Genomic DNA, 18,931 nt, shown 5'->3' with positions numbered 1-18,931 from the left:
TTAGTTTAAAACTTCTACCAGCGATAGTGAGAAAAAGCACGGTTAGCTTCGGCCATACGATGAACATCCTCACGTTTTTTCACAGCAGAACCACGATTATTAGCCGCATCCATCAATTCACCAGATAAACGCTCAATCATCGTCGTCTCATTACGACCACGCGCCGCAGAAATCAACCAACGAATAGCAAGCGCCTGACGACGATCAGGACGAACATCAACTGGAACCTGATAAGTAGCACCACCAACACGACGTGAACGAACCTCAATATGAGGAGCAACATTCTCTAAAGCCCGATGAAACAACTCCACAGGATCTGTTTTCACTCTCTTCTCTACAGAATCAAGCGCACCATAAACAATACGCTCTGCAACTGATTTTTTACCATCAAACATAATGGCATTCATAAATTTCATAATAACCAAATCACCAAACTTAGGATCCGGGTTAATTTCACGCTTTTCTGCTCTATGACGACGGGACATTGGCTTTGTCTCTCAATATTATTTTGGACGCTTCGCGCCATATTTGGAACGACGCTGTTTACGATTCTTAACACCTTGCGTATCAAGCAAACCACGAATAATGTGATAACGAACTCCTGGCAAATCCTTCACACGACCACCACGAATCATCACAACAGAGTGCTCTTGAAGATTATGTCCCTCTCCAGGAATATAACCAATCACCTCAAATCCATTCGTCAAGCGAATCTTTGCAACCTTACGAAGAGCAGAGTTAGGTTTCTTCGGCGTTGTTGTATAAACACGCGTGCAAACACCACGCTTCTGTGGATTCGACTGCAAAGCAGGAACCTTATTCCGTCTAACTGGCGCTATACGCGGCTTGCGAATCAATTGGTTTACGGTAGGCATGCAACCTTCCTCTTTTCGATCTACATTCTTCTTACCCAACCGGGCTTTTATTTATTTTCACCCACTTCAACAGAATCGAAATGGATACCGATTTTCCATACAAAATCGGGCACAGCTGCTAAAAACAGTCTACCCGATCATAAGCAGAGAAGGCAATAGCCTTTTGCACTAGCATTTGCTTTTAATCTTCTTAACATCCATTCGAAGGATCTTTTGGAGCATACCCAAAAACAAATGATCACTTCAACATCGGTTATGTTCGTGTCTAATAGCGAGAACACAGACATTCGTCAAGAACTAAACAACAGAAAGTTCGTAAAAATGAAAATAAATTAAATTTTAAAACTTTCAATTTGTTTTTGTACCCTTGATAAATCAATTTACCATAGTAATATCAACTTAAATAGAAAAATGAGCGATGAAACATAATAAAATATGGATGCAGTCAATTAAATTGAATTGCATATTTAATGTCTAATGATAAACACCATGAAAATAGCAACGTGGAATATTGCCGGAATAAAAGCCCGACATGAAACGTTGTGCCAATGGCTACAGAAAAATCAGCCGGACATAGTTTGTCTACAGGAAATAAAAAGTATTGATCAAAATTTTCCACGCGATGCAATTGAACGTCTAGGTTATCATATAGAAACACACGGACAAAAAAGTTTTAATGGCGTTGCAATTCTTTCTAAAAAAACGCCAGATGAAGTAATCCGTCGATTACCAGGCAATGATCATGATGAACAAACACGTTATATTGAAGCCGTTTATTCAACAAACAAAGGTGTTGTGCGTATTGCCTCACTCTATTTGCCAAATGGAAACCCTATTGAGAGTGAAAAATATTCCTATAAAATGGAATGGATGGAAAGATTATATGCCCATGCAAAATCACTGCTTGCGTATGAAGAGCCTCTTATTCTAGCCGGTGATTACAATGTCATCCCCACCCCATTAGATGCAAAAAAACCTCAAGAATGGAAGCAAGATGCTTTGTTTCTTCTACAAACAAGAAAAGCATTTCAACGTATTCTTCATTTAGGTTTTTACGATGCTATCCGGAATGTTACCGATGCTCCCTCCTTTAGTTTCTGGGATTTTCAAGCGGCTGCTTGGCCTAAAAATAATGGGATTCGCATTGATCATTTACTCTTATCACCAGAAGCTGTTGATCACCTTATTTGTGCTCAGAGTCAAACAGAAGTAAGAGGATATCAAAAACCATCCGACCATGTTCCTGTTTGGATTTATCTTAATATCAATTAAGAAAGTGAAAATACAGCCCTCATTTTATGAACCAACAAAAAAATCCACTCAGAAAAATAACTATGCTACACCATCCAAACAGTATAACTTGAGTAACTAAAAAATACTTGAATAACTCAAAAAGTAAATGAATGGAGGACATAAATGAAGAAATCATTATTAATGTTTATTGCAGCAGCAGCCATTGGGCTCACAAGTGTTGCGCATGCTGGGGACGATACCCTTGAAAAAATAAAACGAACAGGAGAAATCACTTTAGGAGTCCGTGAATCATCAGGGTTGGCCTATGCCCTTGGGAATAATAAATATGTAGGTTTTCACACAGAAATGGCAGAACGTATCATTAATGATATCTCAAAAAAAATTGGTAAACCAATTAAAATTCATTATCTCCCCATCACTTCTCAAAATAGAATTCCTCTCTTAAAAAATAAAACCTATGATTTTGAGTGCGGCTCAACAACAAATGATATTGCCCGCAGTAAAGAAGCAGCATTTGCTTATACAACATACGTTGAAGAAGTTCGGATTGCTGTTAAGAAAAACTCTAACATTAAATCTCTTAACGATTTAAATGGAAAAACAGTTGCAACGACCACCGGTACGACATCGGTTCAACTTATTCGTAAAAATAAACGTGCAAAAAACATTCATTTTAAGGTCGTCAAAGGAAAAGATCACGCAGATAGCTTCTTATTGCTCGAGTCGGGTCGTGCCGATGCATTTGTTATGGATGCCTCAATTCTTGCTGGACATATTGCAAAATCAAAAAATCCATCTGATTATGTCATTCTTGATACCGTACTTTCAGTCGAGCCCATCGCCTGCATGCTTAGATTACATGACAAAAAATTTGAACAAGTAATCAACGACAGTATTCTCCGTCAAATTAAAGACGAATCACTTGAAAAACTTTATGATAAGTGGTTTATGAAACCGATTCCACCTGCCAATACTGTGATGAATCTTCCCTTATCAAAACAAACAAGATATGCTTGGGATCACCCAAATAATAAGCCTCGGGAAAGCTACACAGAAGAAGATTTATAAAATTTGAAAAAACCACACTCTTTAAAAATTGAGTGTGGTTTATATTTTAGTTCACTTTTTAATAAATTCCACCTATGTAAATACACTTGGATTTATTGTTCTGTTTGTGAATGACTAATTTGAGGGAATATCAATTAATGGACTTTTCTTTCCTTTGTAGAGATGACCTTACTCAAACACTGGTAACAGGATGTTTGGGTACTCCCGGTGTGAGTCATACCTATTTAGATACGCTTCTCGATGGCTTAAAAAATACGGTTATATTGTCCATCACTTCGCTGATATTAGCCATATTTTGTGGTGTTATTATAGGAACAATCCGCACTTTACCCAAAACATCCATCATCAATTGCGTATTTCGCACAATCGGTGCTATTTGGGTGGAGATTATGCGTAACATTCCCCTCCTTGTACAGGTATTTTTGTGGTATTTTGTTGTTCCTAAAATTTATCCACCAGCGATGAAATTTTCCCCGATTCTCTTAGTAACATGCGCATTGGGATTCTTTACATCAGCACGCATTGCAGAACAGGTTCGTTCAGGTATTGAAGCAATTCCTTCAGGACAACGCTATGCGGCTATGGCAATGGGGTTTACAACTTATCAAAGTTATCGCTATATCCTATTACCGCGTGCTATCCGTGCAATTATGCCACCGCTTACTTCAGAAGCAATGGGCATTGTGAAAAACTCATCTATAGCGTTTGCTGTTTCAATCAATGAGCTCATGCAATTTCAATATCAAGCAATTGAAGAAATAAGCCATGTTTACGAAAATTATTTGCTTGTAACGATTCTTTATATCCTTATAGCCTTATTTGTATTCATTGTGATGACAGTCATTGAACAAATGCTCAAAATTCCTAATTTTCAAACAAAGGAAAATTGAATATGATAAATTTCATAAGCTCTCAGTTTGGACTTTATTTTCCTTTCAATTTTTCAGATTTTGATTTTTCCTTTTTTACCTTTGATGTATTTCGTTCTTACATTTTGTCAGGCTTGCTCTTTAGCGTTTTTCTAACTCTTTTTGCAACGGTATTAGGATTTATTTTCGGCACATTTTTAGCAATGATGCGCCTTTCTTCCATAAAGCTTCTTTCTTGGTTTGCAATCGTTTACATCACAGCTATGCGTTCAATACCGCTTGTAATGGTTATCTTATGGTTTTTTGTGCTTTTGCCTTTTTTAACGGGAACATCTATCGGTGCCAATAAATCAGCACTCATCACCTTTACCGCATTTGAAACGGCTTACTTTGCTGAAATTATGCGTGCTGGTATCCGTTCAGTTCCGCAAGGACAAAAATATGCAGGACAAGCTCTTGGAATGACGTATTGGCAAAGTATGTATATTGTTATTCTTCCTCAAGCCTTTAGAGATATGCTTCCAGTCTTTTTAACCCAAGTCATTATCCTTTTTCAGGATACAACCCTTGTTTATGCTATCAGCGGTCATAGCCTTTTGAATGGTTTTGATATTGCTGCTAATAATTTTGGTGTAAAGCAAGAAGCTTATATCTTAGCAGCTATTTTCTATTTTGTGATCTGTTTTACACTGTCACAAATCGTTTTATATTTACAAAAAAAAGTATCCATTATTCGCTAACGGGGAAAAAAATGTCTACGCATATGATCGAAATAAAAAATGTTTCTAATTGGTATGGCGAAATTCAAGTCCTTAAAAACTGTACAACCAACATTAATAAAGGAGAAGTGGTTGTCATTTGTGGACCATCAGGATCAGGAAAATCAACACTCATTAAAACCATTAACGCTCTCGTTCCTTTTCAAAAAGGTGAAATTTGGATTAATGGAATACCAGTGCATTCAAAACAAACGAATCTGCCTAAATTGCGCAGTCAGGTGGGAATGGTATTTCAACACTTTGAGCTTTTCCCCCATTTATCTGTCACAGAAAATTTGACAATTGCACAAATCAAAGTTCTAAAACGCAGCAAAAAAGAAGCGCTTGAACGTGGTTTGTTATATCTTGAGCGCGTTGGACTGACCGAACATAAAGACAAATATCCTGGTCAACTTTCTGGAGGACAACAACAACGTGTTGCTATTGCACGTGCTTTAACCATGGATCCACACGTTATGCTTTTTGATGAACCAACATCTGCTCTAGATCCTGAAATGGTAGGTGAAGTACTCGATGTCATGATCAGTTTAGCAGAAGAAGGCATGACAATGATTTGTGTAACACACGAAATGGGCTTTGCACAAAAAGTCTCAGAGCGTGTTATCTTCATAGATCAAGGAACAATTCTTGAAGACTGTTCATCTAAAGAATTCTTTTCTCATCCGCAAGAAAGAACACCAAGAGCGCAAGAATTTTTATCTAAAATCCTAAGTCATTAGCCATTATATTATCATAAAAGCTATCTCTACTCTAAACTTAGAAATTGGAAAAAATTTAATAACAGATGAGAGAATATAAAAAATATTATGATCAGATATTTTTAAAATTGTTATTTTTTTAATATCAGAAACCAGTAAAATTATTCTCTCAAATTCATCACAAAGAGTAAAAGCCTTCTCTTGCAAAGGTTGAATTCAATTTTTGTCTCTTACGTTAGCTTTTTCATAGGCAGCAGTTAACATTGCCGTACCGCGAACGATTTTTACTTCTTGAAGAAGTATATTTCCAAGAATTGCTTGGGCAGAAGAGTTTTCTTTTTTTGCTGAAAGTTGAAATCATCGCGTAGCTTGTATAAAGTTCTTCTCCCTTTCCTCTCCCTCTAAAAATATTTTTCCTAAATGATACTGAACTTTAAAATTTCTATAGTTCACCGTAGAATGCATATAAAGATCAGCGGCATAAGAAGAATTAAGCTTTATAGACGACTGAGAAATACCTTTTTATATATCCCGCAAGTTTAACCAATGCGTCAGAAACATAACTCTCATCCTCTGAGCCAAGATCAGCACCTTTTTTAACGATATATGCAAAAAAATAAAAAGTAAGAATTAGCCCAACCGCTCTAAAGCAATGGATATCTTTTCTTGTGCAACACGCAGTTCTACAACTCTATTTTGTTCACTCTCAACAATCTCTGCTTTTGCATTTTCTATAAATTTTGGATTATTTAATTTCAATGATATTTTTTCAATATCTTGTTCAATTTTACTGACTTCTTTCTTCAAACGAAGACGTTCAGCCTCTAAATCAATCAACTGCCCTAATGGCAAACAAAAAATAGCCTCTCCCAAAATCATTTGTGCTGATATTTCCGGAACCTTATCAGAGAAATCAATGACTTCAATACGTGCTAACTTTTTAAGAAGTGCATCATAGCGCTGCACACGCTCTCGCGTTACATCCCCGCCTTCGACAACAACAAGAGGGGCCCGTGTCGCCGCAGGAATATTCATTTCAAAACGTACAGACCGAATCCCCGTGACCAGATCAATAAGCCAATTAATATCAGCAGCAGCCTCTTCATCCATCAATGTTGCCTCTGGCCATTTTGTTAATGCGAGCACATCCTCACGCTTGATTGCTTGCGTTTCTGTAAGAGACCACAACTCTTCTGTTATATGCGGCATAAAGGGGTGAAGAAGTTTATAAACCTCATCCAACACCCAAGCAGTACAAGCCTGAGCCTCATTTTTAGCCCCTTCATCTTCCCCCTGAAAGATAGGTTTAAGCAGCTCCAAATACCAGTCACAGAAAGTATTCCAAATGAAGCGGTAAAGTGCGGCAGCAGATTCGTTAAACTTATAGTGTTCAATACCTGTCGTCACAACTGAGATTGTTTTAGAAAGCTCTGTTAAAATCCAACGATTAAGCGCCAGTTTTGCTTGTTCTGGCCTAAAATTTGGATCATGCTTTACACCATTCATCTGTGCAAACCGAGTAGCGTTCCATAATTTTGTAGCAAAATTACGATAACCAGCAATACGAGAAGCATCAAGTTTTACATCACGACCTTGTGCCGCCATAATCGCCAAAGTAAATCGCAATGAATCAGCACTATATTGATCAATAAGCTCTAAGGGATCAATAATATTTCCCTTTGATTTTGACATCTTTGCACCCTTTTGATCTCGGACAAGAGCGTGCACATAAACCGTTGGAAAAGGAACATCACCCATAAAGTGAAGGCCCATCATCATCATACGAGCAACCCAGAAAAAAATAATATCAAATCCTGTCACGGATAAAGATGTTGGGTAAAAGGTCGATAATTCAACCGTTTTATCGGGCCATCCTAGTGTTGAAAAAGGCCAAAGAGCTGATGAAAACCAAGTATCTAAAACATCCGGATCACGAATTAATTCCACCACCTCACCATAATGAGCAAAAGCCGAATCTAAAGCCTCTTTTTCACTTTTTTCAACAAAAGCTGTTCCATCAGGGCCATACCAAGCAGGAATCTGATGTCCCCACCATAATTGACGAGAAATGCACCAAGGCTGAATATTTTGCATCCAATTGAAGTAGGTTTTTTTCCAGTTATCAGGAACAAACTGCGTTTTTCCTTGTTGTACAGCCTCTATCGCGGGCTTTGCTAATTCAGCAGCATGAACATACCATTGATCTGTCAAAAAAGGTTCAATAGGTACACCACTGCGATCTCCATGAGGAACCATATGAGAATGATCATCAACAGAAGCTAAATATCCCTGTTCTTCCATCAAAGAAACAATCTTTTGGCGTGCAACAAAACGATCAGCTTTATCGAGATTTTCTACTAACATTTTTAATTCATCTGATAAAACCAAACCATCAAAAAATGCCTCATTCTCACGAAGAAAAATCTCAGCTTTTTGAGTGAAAATATTGATTAAGCGTAAATCATTACGCTGTCCTACTTCAAAGTCATTAAAATCATGCGCTGGGGTGATTTTTACAGCACCACTTCCAGCCTCAGGATCAGCATGCGTATCACCAACGATCAATAATCGACGACCAACAAGTGGCAAAAGAGCATTTTTACCAATAAGATTTCTATAACGCTCATCTTCAGGATTAACAGCAATTCCTGTATCACCGAGCATCGTTTCTGGTCGTGTTGTTGCCACGACTATAAAAGTTGTCGCATCATTTGAATCAAAAGTTTTCCCCTCAAGTGGATATCTAAAATGCCACAAATGTCCTTTAACTTCTTTTTGCTCAACTTCAAGATCCGAAATAGCCGTTAACAATTTAGGATCCCAATTAACGAGGCGCTTATCTTTATATATCAATCCTTGCTTATAAAGCGTGACAAAAACCTCACGAACAGCCTGCGACAACCCCTCATCCATTGTAAACCGCTCACGCGACCAATCACATGAAATGCCAAGACGACGCAATTGATGTGCAATAACGCCTCCCGTTTCATGGCGCCATTCCCAAATACGCTCAATAAACTTTTCTCTTCCCATCTCTTGACGCGTTGGCTCTTGGCGTTCTGCAAGTTGACGCTCTACAACCATTTGTGTAGCAATCCCAGCATGATCCATCCCCGGCTGCCACAACACATTTCTGCCACGCATCCGTTGAAATCGAACCATTATATCTTGAATTGTTGTATTGAGCGCATGCCCCATATGAAGTGAGCCCGTAACATTAGGAGGTGGCAGCATAACGCAAAAAGGTTCTGCCCCACTTTTAGAACCCGCTCCCGCTTTAAAAGCCCCACGATCCTCCCACCTCTTTGCAACCCGTTGCTCTATAGAAGCAGCATCATAGTTTTTTTCTAACATTCTATCCATTCATAACGTCGCTGAAAAACACAATATATGATCAAAATCCGATCAGAATCTCAGAAACCTCAACCCTTTACTAGAGAGCCCGCAAAGCTGTAAAAAAGTTTCTATAAAATGAAAAATATAAAAACAATGTAGAGAAAATCATTAAGACGACTTTTTAATCGCCTTCACAATCTCTTCACGCAAAATATCTTCCAGCAAAAGAGGCAACTTAGACTGTAACCATTCTGCTATAGCCGGACGCAACACATCCTTTGCAATCTTTTCTGCAGAAGAAATGCAGTATGCAGACAATTCCACACGACCAGCTCCTCCATCTGAGCGCGATTTTCTCATCTCATCTTCATATTCTTTTGCTTTATAAACAGAGTTCCGTTCTTCAGAAGAAGTCTTCATTTTTTGCGCATCTACACCCACTGTATTATTTTCTACCTCTGTATTCTCTTTTTCTTGCGCTATCCTTCCCTCTTGATTCTCAGTAGAAAGACCAATACGATCAGCTAAAGCTTTCATAGCATCATCAACCGATAAGGTTGTATCATAAACACCTTCTGAATGATCTTGGGAAGCATTTACTGCAACATCTTCATTTAAAAAGTGATCAGATTGAACCGCATTTTCTTCGATTATTTCACGAATAGATGTCAAGATTTCATCCATACTTGGCTCACGTAACACGCTTGAACTCTGTACCATACTTTACAACCTCTCAAAGACGCAACAATAAATAGAATCATATTTTCAGTGTATGCAAAAGAATCATAAGATCAACATGTCTCTCGTGATATTTTTAAATATGCTTGTCATAAAGAGGGCGCTACACACAACTTTATGCACTTAAAAAAAACACATTTCCACGTTGTTTTTCAACATATCCAAGGACTCATTAACTATTTTTTAAAAAATTAAATGATGTAAAATCAAAAAGAGCTACTTTTATGCATTATCGAATATATTGAATTGTTTTTAGTCCTAGATACTTTGCAGTCAATTTACCAATAGAAGATTGAACAGTATAGCTTGCCACAACAGCATTACGCTCTGCCATTGCAAGCGCAATTTGAGCATTAATTAATTGAGTACGAGAATTTAAAACATCCAATGTCGTTGCCTGCCCTACACGATTTTCTTGAACACGACCTTTAAGAGCAATTTCAGCAGCACGAACACTTTCACGGTAGGCAATAACGGATGCACGGGCCCCCTCCAACTGGAACCAAGCGGAAGTAAGTGCTTGCCTTGTACTACTATGTGCCAAATCGAGTTGAAGCTGTGCCTGTCCGAGCTGTTCCTTCGATTGGCGAATCTGCGCAGACGTACGCCCCCCTTCAAAGATTGGGACACTCACTGACAATCCTATTGATTTAGAAACGCCATCTTCTCCAACCCCGCTATAAATTCGATTATAAGATGCGGTTGCAGAAAAATCAACTTTAGGCAGCAGTGCTCCTTCTTTCGCCTTTACATTATAACCACTCGCATCGACCAAATATTGAGCGTAAAGGATTGCTGGGTGCATCACAACACTCATTTGATAAGCAATATCAAGACTGACAGGAAAATCTGTGGCGACAGGTGGGCGTTTTAACTTTTCAGGATCCGAACCAATAACTTGTCGATACACTGCCTCTGCTGCTTTTACATCAGCACGAGCAAGACTCAGTTCTGAAACCGCCACAGAGCGTGCCGCTTGAGCTTGAGCAAGATCAACACGCCCTCCCTCACCTACATCAAACTTTGCTTTATTGGAACGAACTTGCTCTTCAAGAGCTGCTAAATTTTCTCTCCGAAGATCGGCAACACGACGTGCCTGATAAACATTAGCATAAGCCGTCACAGTTTCCAGAAAGGTATTTTGTTCAGCATTACGAAGATATTCCCGTTGAGCTTGTAACTTAACTTGAGCGGAAGAAAACATATTTTGCGTGATAAAACCGTCAAATAACCTTTGATTTAATCTCACACCTATAGATCCAGAAGTAACATAAGAACCTGGAAAAGATTTACTCCGCCCATAGCTCCCAACCCCTTCAATTTGTGGTAAGAACCCTGACCGCGCAATGACAACATCATCACTGGATATACGCACAGCTGCCCGTTCACTATTCAACTTAGCATTGTTTTGATAAGCCTTAGAAAAGGCATCCATCAATGTTTCAGCAGAAACGGTCCCTGATAGTAAAAGACTCAAGAGCAGAAAAAAACACGCCTGAAACTTCTTGTTTACTTTGAACACAATACACACAATAATAAATCCCAAATAAATAATAGAACTATCTTTTATCCACAAAACAAACAAGCACTAAAATACAAAATCAGGTGTTTTTAAAAAACAAGGGAGAGGCTTTACAGCGAGATTAAAAGCACGACGAGATGAAATGATTCCATCTTCTTTTATATAAATTCGTGCCACAGCAGCATTTCCATTCCCTTCAACCACAACAAGACGCCCACTGTCTTTCATTTGATCAAAGATACCTTGTGGAATAAAATCAACAGATCCCTCAATAAAAATCACATCATAAGGACCCTCAACAGCGTATCCATACTCTAATGAACCATGAATGACAACTACATTATCACATTGATTACGTTCTAACGCTTCAAGAGCACGTTCAAAAAGAGACTTATTACTTTCCAATGCAATCACAGACCCTGCAAGTTTTGAAAGCAAGGCTGCACAATAACCACTATTGGCACCAATATCTAAAACAACATCTGATGATTTTACAGCAGCAAGCTGTAATAATTTTGCGAGAGATGCAGGCTTCATTAAGTAACGCGGTGGAATCTCATCTTGCATTGGACATAGAACAACATCCGTATCAAGGTAGCTTAATGCTTTCATATCTTCCGAGACAAAATCCTCACGAGATACCGTTAAAAACGCTTCAAGAACTGATAAATCCGTTACATCAACTGTACGAATTTGATTGTCAACCATTTTGCGACGAAGCTCAGCAAAATCTGCAACCATAACGACTATTTTCTCCTAACCTACAAAAACAAACAAAAACAACAACAATGAGGACCTAAGATCTCTTAAACTATGGGTGTTACAAAAAAGGATACAACAGCCAATCACTCGATTCTAGTAGTATAATCTCTCATACAAAAATGTCTTTACAACTGCAGAGGGAAATAATCTATTTTCCTATACCGCCCCTAAAAGCCGTTCTGTTTAAAATCGGCTGGAGGCCTCGCCCGGAATCGAACCGGGATACAAGGATTTGCAGTCCTCTGCGTAACCATTCCGCCACAAGGCCTTATCAACAGATATAAAGGTCTCAATAAGGGAAGGCAACGCATCCGTCAAGGTGTAGAAATCTTCTCTCGTCTTTTTTCCTCTTATTACACAATTTATCATATTTTTTAGCATATTTTTTAAAAAAAGTAATTTTATCCTTTGCAAATCAATCTTGCTTTGCTATAGCCTGTTCAGCTAAATGGTTGAGCATCGTTCCCCGGTAGCTCAGCGGTAGAGCAACCGGCTGTTAACCGGTTGGTCGCTGGTTCGAATCCGGCCCGGGGAGCCACTTTCTTTTTTTCTCCATATAACTTATTAAGCGTTATTAGTGTTTTTTCATGTAAGGGATGCACGAATAAAAGTGAGGGAATAGGATTTCTGCAATAAAAAGGCAATATCCTACAAAATATACTTTTTACAATGAACTTTAGAAAACAATCGATTCTGTTTAAATGAAAACTATTGTACAGTTTTTTTCTTATTGGTTAATTTTGAAAGAGCAGCAATAAAATTACTTTTTTTATATTGCACCATCAGAGCACCATAATGATTTGCACATCTAAATTACGATTTCTTTCATGAGAAAGAATTATGGAACTTCATGAGTAAATGAAAAATATTTTGTATCATCTTCCTCTTCCAATTCAAAAATGATGAGTAGTCGACAAAGCGATTAAGCTTAAAAACATGCTCATGAAGCAGTCATTTTAAAAAAGCAAAATCCCGTCCAAAAACAAGCCTCGTTTTTATTCTATCGGATCTCCCCTATTAATCACTTCATAGGCTTTACCAACAGCCTTGCCTTAAATATTCATCGCACGATCATAAAAGCACTGAATGCATAAAATTTTATAGACTTTATATCACGTCCCTAAATAAGAGTGTTTTACAAAATAAATAAGATAACAAGTGAAATGGATAAAAGTCTTGAGAAATCCTTCAACCAATCATGACATTCTCTCCACTATATTATGCAATTGCATGCTTATTTTTAAAAGATTCTCTTAATCCCTAATCCCCACAAGTTCGTTTCACAAAAGCTCTCGTAAATAGTATAAAATCCATTGATGAGCACTATCTTTACTGACAACAAAAGCTATACCATCATACTATTTTCTAACGCTCGATATTAGCAATAATCCTTACCTTTTCAATGTCTTAAAAGAGAATATTTATTTATTGCTTAAATGTTTATCCATACGACAATCTCGCCTGTAACAGGCAAATGAATAGCTTTAAGGGATCAATATAAATAGGGTTTTAAATGAAAAAATTTGACGATAGAGATGGATCATTTAATATATAAAACAATCACTTATCATTAGGTGATCAAGTTTCTAAATTAAACGTTATCATCAAAAATCAAACGCATCTTTTATATAAATTAAAATCTATCTTTATCCCTATTTTTAAAAGAGGGGAAGCAAATAAATCATCGTCTCTACACTGAAACTTTCTTTGCAAAAGATTTTTTAATCAATCCAAAAATTCAAAAGTTTTCATTTTTTAGAAATGAAAACTTTTGAAAACTTCTCTTATTGTGACGAAAATACCGTATATCTCTTTTCAATTAAGACGAAGTCGATAAAAGCAAAAAAACTCCTAGGATATGATCTCTTTTCAGGGCTTTAATTAAGCCGCTCTCTTGACTGACTTGCGGAAACGAAAGGACTTTGCACGCTTTGCCGCCGCTTTTGCTTTTTTATGCCTCTCATTGGGAGATGATGAACTTTTCCGCTGTAACTGTGCAGAATCATCTTTTCGATCTAAAGACCGTTTCTGACGTTTAGATTTTTTTAAACGGCGTTCTTTATTGTTCTCTATTTCTCCACTTTTTGGCAAAATCGGCTTTTCTGGAAATGCTGCAAATTGTTCTGGAATAGACTCAGACACTAATTTCATACGAATCAAGCGCTCTACAGCACGCAACCGAGCTCTTTCTACCTTTTCATCAAAAAGTGTAAGTGCTTCACCAGATGCACCATTGCGTCCTGTACGACCAATACGATGGACATAACTTTCAGCTTCATCTGGTAAATCATAATTAATAACGTGGCTTATCTTTGGGATATCAATACCGCGTGCTGCTATATCTGTTGCTACAAGAACCTGTATCGATCTTTCACGAAAAGCTTTTAAAGCAGATTGGCGAGCACCTTGTGATTTATTCCCATGAATTGTTGCAACTAAATAACCTATCTTTGCTAAATAACGTGTGACAGCATCAGCCCCATGTTTCGTTCGCGTAAAAACAATAACCGAATCAAAAGCTGGATTTGTCAAAAGTTTACTTAAAACATCCTTTTTTTCACGCGTAGGAACACAATATAATTTCTGTGTAATTTCTACAGCTGTAGTCCCTTGAGGAATAGTTTCGATCTTAACCGGATCATTGAGTAAACACTTTGCAAGTGCAGTAATTTCTTTCGGCATTGTCGCAGAAAAAAGGGCTGTCTGATGCTCCTGATGCAAAAGCTTTGCAATTTGCTTAACATCATGAATAAATCCCATATCCAACATGCGATCTGCTTCATCCAAAATCAAAAAACGAGATTGAGAAAGATCAACACACTTTTCACGAACAAGATCTCTCAAACGCCCTGGAGTCGCTATCAAAACATCCACGCCGGCTTCCATACGTTTAATTTGTTTTAAACGTGATATGCCACCAAAAATAAGACACGTCGAAAGATGCGTTCCTTTCGCCACAGTACGAATGACTTCATCAATCTGAACAGCAAGCTCACGCGTTGGCGCTAAAATCAAAGCGCGTGCAGTTTTAGGACGGCGTTTATTCCCCAAAGCTAAAATTTGACTTAAAATAGGTAAGCCAAATGCCAAGGTCTTTCCAGAACCTGTCTGAGCAATACCCAAAATATCGTTCCCTTTTAACATCACCGGAATAGCTTGTTCTTGTATAGGCTTAGGTTTATCGATTCCAGCAATATGTAAATTTTTAACCAAAAGAGCCGGCAAACCTAACTTTGTAAAAACATCTTCTTTTTTTATAGGCAAAATAAAATCTTTCCTCAGCTGAACAACTTCCATGAAGTCACCAGCTGAATTCTCCACTCAAGAATCCGCGCAAGAAAAATCCTTGATATTTTAAACAAAGCAACGCTTGAAAAGCGATCTGCGCAACTCATGAGCCCCTTGAAGCCAAGGTAAAGGCATATATTTCACTTTACAAAAAGCCAACAAACCAACTTAAATACCTTCACTCTTATTATCCTTGGATTATGATAAAAAAGCAAGGGTTTTACGAAATACATTTATCGCGATAAAAAATATTTAAATCATTTATTTTTTAATAGTTGTTTCCATTGGCAAATGTACCTTAATAAAGTCAGGATAAATCTCGAGAAAAACTGGATTTTGTAAAGTTTTTTGACCACCATAAACTAAATACCATTGGGTTTTATCAAAAATTGCTAAAGTTTTATATTGAATAAAGCGATCCTTCATCTCAAGAACCGTTGGAATTAAAGCATATAAAGTCCCGTTATCTGTTTGAAGGTACTCAATATTTTCTTTATCTAAAGAATAAGCACCAGAAGGCAAATTCTCAAATTGCCTATGCAACTGTTGAAGAAAATCACCACGTAAGGCATTCTCTGTTGTATTCAACCGACGTGCCATCTCTTTATAAAGCCGTTCAGGCATATAGTCAGATATAAGCGAAAAATTCCCACTTTTTATAGCATTATTGACATCAACAACTATTCTTGAAAGTTCAGCTTTTTGTACTTCTGTTGGCTGAGATGCTAAACTCTTTTGATGAACAATAAAAAGGAAAAAGAGACTTAGCACAAAATAAAAAATAGATTTCATTTTTACACTTCTCGTTTTAGTAAAATTTCAATTTCTCAAATAACAAAATCAAATAATGTTTGATCATCCGTAATATCACGATAACGCCACCCTAACGCTTGAAATTTCTCCTCTAAGAGATGAAAATTATTGTATTTTTTCGTTTCAATTGCAACCAATACAGAACCAAAGTTTCTCGCTGATTTTTTAAGATATTCAAAACGCACAATATCATCATCTGGTGATAATGTGGAAAGAAAATGACGTAATGCACCAGGTTGTTGCGGAAAACTAAAAATAAAATATTTTCTCAAGCCTTGGAAACGTAAAGAGCGCTCTTTAATCTCTGGCAAACGTTCAAAATCAAAATTACCTCCTGAAATAACAAGAAGGACTTTTTTACCCTTTAATTCTTGCGGAGGAATACTGTTAAGCGCATCAATCGATAAAGCACCAGCCGGTTCAAGAACCACCCCTTCTACGTTAAGCATTTCAACCATCGTAGAACAAACACGATTTTCAGGAACTGTAATGACAGAATCAGGAGAAAAATGCTTTAAAATTGTATAGTTTAGGGCACCAATTTCAGCTACAGCAGCCCCATCTACAAAAGTATCAATATTTTCCAATTTGACCCGTTTTCCACTCTCCAAACAAGCAAGTAGACTTGCTGCTCTTTGGGGCTCAACAAAACAAAGCTTTGTATTCCAACCATATTCACGTAAAAACTTGCTCACCCCACTTGCTAACCCCCCACCCCCTACCGGCACAATCATTAAATCCGGCTCACTTTCTCCATTAAGCTTTTTCCATTGCAAAGCAGCTTCGCAAAGCACTGTTGCCTGCCCTGTAATAATGCGAATATCATCAAAAGGTGGCGCCATCACACCACCGCTCTCCACAACAAAAGATTGGGCAGCTTCATAACATTGATCAAATGTTTCACCAACCAAACGGATATCAATAAATTCTTTACCAAAAATACGGGTCTTTTCAATTTTCTGTTGTGGCGTTGTCATAGGCATAAAAATCACGCCTTTACGTTTAAAATAACGACAAACAAAAGAAACTCCTTGCGCGTGATTCCCCGCTGAAGCGCACACAAATACAGAATCTGACGATATGCTGCTCAGCATTTCTGAAACAAAATTAAAAGCTCCACGAATCTTATAAGATCGTACCGGTGTTAGATCTTCACGCTTCAAATAAATTTCTGCATCATATTTTTGGCTTAGAAAATCATTTCTTTGAAGTGGTGTTTCAGCAAACACGTGATGCAATCCCACCATAGCTTTTGTGACATTTTGAATAAATTGGCTCATAACCCTCTGATCATTTCATGCTTTGTTTATATTATACAAGCTGTTCTAGCGATAAAGAAAACCATTGTCAGTCAAATTCACTAAAAAAGGAATTTTTTTTCTTTTGTTATTAATTCTTGATTCAATAAAAGATATAGCTTATGAGAGAACTCTCATCGCGGACGTGATGAAAACGGTAAACATAGCAGACTTAAAATCTGCCGGTCGAAGACCTTGCGGGTTCAAGTCCCGCCGTCCGCACCATTTTTACGTATTTTTTTATTTTCTGATCATTTGGATAGAAAAATAATCTTTAAGTTTACTCTTTACAGCCTATAGCGATATTATCAAATGAGATAGTAACGGTGTGAAAGATATCCTTTTTTTGCAAAAAAACATGTTAACCATACCTTGTGAACGAAAGAAACCCCTCCTTGATCATTAAGAATCTAGGGAACTCTTCCTTTCCTCTTCATCGTCACTCAAAATCAAAGATTCGTTTCTCACCACGAAATAGCATTGACAATGCATAAAATTAGAAAAAACAGAGAGAGACCCTATCAAAGGGATAGGACCTCTCTTAAGCTTCTTTATTTCCATAAGAACTAGAACTTATAAGCTATTCCTGCACGGAAGTCATTCGTCTTATACTTAACTTCAATCTCATCTTTAAATTTCTTTTTACCAAAATCTGAGTAACGATATTCCGCACGTACCACAAGATTATCTGTCATTGCAAAATCAATACCACCCCCGAGAGTATAACCAATCATCATTTTTTTTGCATCTTCTGTCCTATTGAAAGGCTCTTCTCCGGTAATAACTGTCGATAAAATATCTTCAAATTGCCCATAAGCAACACCACCAGCAAGATAAGGCATCACGCGCCCCACAGAAAACCCAACACGCACCCGTGTGGCACCAGCCCATTTTTGCTTTAATGTATGATTAAAAGTTAAACTATTATTCTCTTCTTGACTCCCCGGATCAGATCGAAGAAGGCCTCTGTATCCACTGACAAGTTTGGCCTTTTTCTCATGTCCTTCTACTGTATCTTCAGTGCCCGATTCAGTCTCTTCAGTGCCCGCGCTCGCCCCAGAATCCAATTCTTCAGCCTTAAATTTCGTTTTTGTATCCTTTTTTTCCGTTAAAAGGATATCCGTATCAAGCCCCACAATCCAATTATTACCGAGATCAAAATTCACACCGGCATATAAACCACCTACAAACCCAGAAAGTTCAGGCATATACTGCTTCTCAACGGGAACCCATGGTTTACTTTTACTCCCCTCATCAGGATAAAGAGGGATATCAACATCACGCGTTGTTGCAGAAATTTTACTGGAAAAGCCACCAACTTGCCCCCCAAAATAAAAACCTGCCCAAGAAAAAGGTGAAGAAGAAACAACTTCCGAAACAACATGTACTGGCTCTTCTGGAGCCACCACATCTGCTGCCTGTACTATAGAAGGTGTCATCAAAGAAAAAACAGATGCTGTTAGAAATTTTGTATTCATAAAATCATACCCCATTGTTAAATTTAAATATAATAAAAATCACATTTAGAAAAACAAAGTTTTATAAAATATTATGCCTAAAAATAGCATGTACTCATTTACTAGAAATATCATATACTCGTTTATAGTTATATTTAAACAATAACTATATAA

At 37.5% G+C, this 18,931-nt stretch carries 15 protein-coding genes and 3 tRNA genes; 7 read left to right on the top strand and 11 right to left on the bottom strand.

What is annotated here, in order from left to right:
- Nucleotides 1-14: 14 nt before the first annotated feature.
- Both rpsG and rpsL read right to left on the bottom strand, forming a co-directional pair.
- Nucleotides 15-485: a 30S ribosomal protein S7 gene (rpsG, locus tag AC6ER8_RS03795; protein ID WP_497079447.1), complete on the bottom strand. Its 471-nt coding sequence runs from the start codon at nucleotides 483-485 to the stop codon at nucleotides 15-17.
- Between the two features lie 18 nt (nucleotides 486-503).
- Nucleotides 504-875, bottom strand: coding sequence for a 30S ribosomal protein S12 (rpsL, locus tag AC6ER8_RS03790; protein ID WP_497074132.1), 372 nt, complete (start codon nucleotides 873-875; stop codon nucleotides 504-506).
- A 489-nt stretch (nucleotides 876-1,364) separates the two neighbouring features.
- Between rpsL and xth the strand changes: the two genes are divergently transcribed.
- The 5 genes from xth (at nucleotide 1,365) to AC6ER8_RS03765 (ending at nucleotide 5,564) form a co-directional block, all read left to right on the top strand.
- Nucleotides 1,365-2,147 (top strand): exodeoxyribonuclease III, encoded by a 783-nt coding sequence (xth, locus tag AC6ER8_RS03785; protein ID WP_497079445.1) that lies wholly within the window; start codon nucleotides 1,365-1,367, stop codon nucleotides 2,145-2,147.
- 144 nt (nucleotides 2,148-2,291) lie between these two features.
- Nucleotides 2,292-3,197, top strand: coding sequence for a transporter substrate-binding domain-containing protein (locus tag AC6ER8_RS03780; RefSeq protein WP_497079444.1), 906 nt, complete (start codon nucleotides 2,292-2,294; stop codon nucleotides 3,195-3,197).
- Between the two features lie 137 nt (nucleotides 3,198-3,334).
- Nucleotides 3,335-4,087, top strand: a complete 753-nt coding sequence (locus AC6ER8_RS03775) for an amino acid ABC transporter permease (RefSeq protein ID WP_497079443.1) — start codon at nucleotides 3,335-3,337, stop codon at nucleotides 4,085-4,087.
- A gap of 2 nt (nucleotides 4,088-4,089) precedes the next feature.
- A complete protein-coding gene (locus AC6ER8_RS03770; protein ID WP_497079441.1) occupies nucleotides 4,090-4,806 on the top strand; it encodes an amino acid ABC transporter permease in 717 nt (238 codons plus the stop codon).
- A gap of 11 nt (nucleotides 4,807-4,817) precedes the next feature.
- Entirely contained in the window at nucleotides 4,818-5,564 is a 747-nt protein-coding gene (locus AC6ER8_RS03765) for an amino acid ABC transporter ATP-binding protein (RefSeq protein ID WP_497079439.1), read from the top strand.
- 609 nt (nucleotides 5,565-6,173) lie between these two features.
- On the opposite strand, the gene AC6ER8_RS03760 is transcribed toward AC6ER8_RS03765, so the two are convergent.
- The 5 genes from AC6ER8_RS03760 to AC6ER8_RS03740 all read right to left on the bottom strand — a co-directional run bounded on the left by AC6ER8_RS03760 (nucleotide 6,174) and on the right by AC6ER8_RS03740 (nucleotide 12,169).
- Complete coding sequence (locus AC6ER8_RS03760) at nucleotides 6,174-8,897, bottom strand: valine--tRNA ligase (protein ID WP_497079437.1); 2,724 nt, start codon at nucleotides 8,895-8,897, stop codon at nucleotides 6,174-6,176.
- 150 nt (nucleotides 8,898-9,047) lie between these two features.
- Nucleotides 9,048-9,599, bottom strand: coding sequence for a DUF2497 domain-containing protein (locus AC6ER8_RS03755; protein WP_497079436.1), 552 nt, complete (start codon nucleotides 9,597-9,599; stop codon nucleotides 9,048-9,050).
- 247 nt (nucleotides 9,600-9,846) lie between these two features.
- Nucleotides 9,847-11,172 (bottom strand): TolC family outer membrane protein, encoded by a 1,326-nt coding sequence (locus AC6ER8_RS03750; protein WP_497079591.1) that lies wholly within the window; start codon nucleotides 11,170-11,172, stop codon nucleotides 9,847-9,849.
- A 33-nt stretch (nucleotides 11,173-11,205) separates the two neighbouring features.
- Complete coding sequence (locus AC6ER8_RS03745) at nucleotides 11,206-11,880, bottom strand: protein-L-isoaspartate O-methyltransferase family protein (RefSeq protein WP_497079434.1); 675 nt, start codon at nucleotides 11,878-11,880, stop codon at nucleotides 11,206-11,208.
- A 215-nt stretch (nucleotides 11,881-12,095) separates the two neighbouring features.
- Nucleotides 12,096-12,169 (bottom strand) — tRNA-Cys (locus AC6ER8_RS03740).
- Nucleotides 12,170-12,364: 195 nt separating this feature from the next.
- On the opposite strand from AC6ER8_RS03740, the gene AC6ER8_RS03735 reads away from it, so the two are divergent.
- Nucleotides 12,365-12,439: transfer RNA gene (locus AC6ER8_RS03735), tRNA-Asn, on the top strand.
- Between the two features lie 1,343 nt (nucleotides 12,440-13,782).
- Here AC6ER8_RS03735 and AC6ER8_RS03730 read toward each other — a convergent pair.
- The 3 genes from AC6ER8_RS03730 to ilvA all read right to left on the bottom strand — a co-directional run bounded on the left by AC6ER8_RS03730 (nucleotide 13,783) and on the right by ilvA (nucleotide 17,282).
- The gene (locus AC6ER8_RS03730; RefSeq protein ID WP_497079589.1) at nucleotides 13,783-15,198 is read right to left on the bottom strand and encodes a DEAD/DEAH box helicase; all 1,416 of its coding nucleotides are present in this window, start codon (nucleotides 15,196-15,198) and stop codon (nucleotides 13,783-13,785) included.
- A gap of 252 nt (nucleotides 15,199-15,450) precedes the next feature.
- Nucleotides 15,451-15,981, bottom strand: coding sequence for a hypothetical protein (locus AC6ER8_RS03725; protein ID WP_497079432.1), 531 nt, complete (start codon nucleotides 15,979-15,981; stop codon nucleotides 15,451-15,453).
- A gap of 35 nt (nucleotides 15,982-16,016) precedes the next feature.
- Entirely contained in the window at nucleotides 16,017-17,282 is a 1,266-nt protein-coding gene (ilvA, locus tag AC6ER8_RS03720; protein ID WP_497079431.1) for a threonine ammonia-lyase IlvA, read from the bottom strand.
- A gap of 157 nt (nucleotides 17,283-17,439) precedes the next feature.
- Here ilvA and AC6ER8_RS03715 point away from each other — a divergent pair.
- Nucleotides 17,440-17,525, top strand: a tRNA-Leu gene (locus tag AC6ER8_RS03715).
- 341 nt (nucleotides 17,526-17,866) lie between these two features.
- Here the strand turns inward: AC6ER8_RS03715 and AC6ER8_RS03710 are convergent.
- Nucleotides 17,867-18,778 (bottom strand): outer membrane protein, encoded by a 912-nt coding sequence (locus AC6ER8_RS03710; RefSeq protein WP_497079429.1) that lies wholly within the window; start codon nucleotides 18,776-18,778, stop codon nucleotides 17,867-17,869.
- Nucleotides 18,779-18,931 lie beyond the last annotated feature (153 nt).

This window comes from Bartonella sp. SL320 (assembly GCF_059687635.1).
This window is presented reverse-complemented; position numbering and strand designations above follow the sequence as displayed.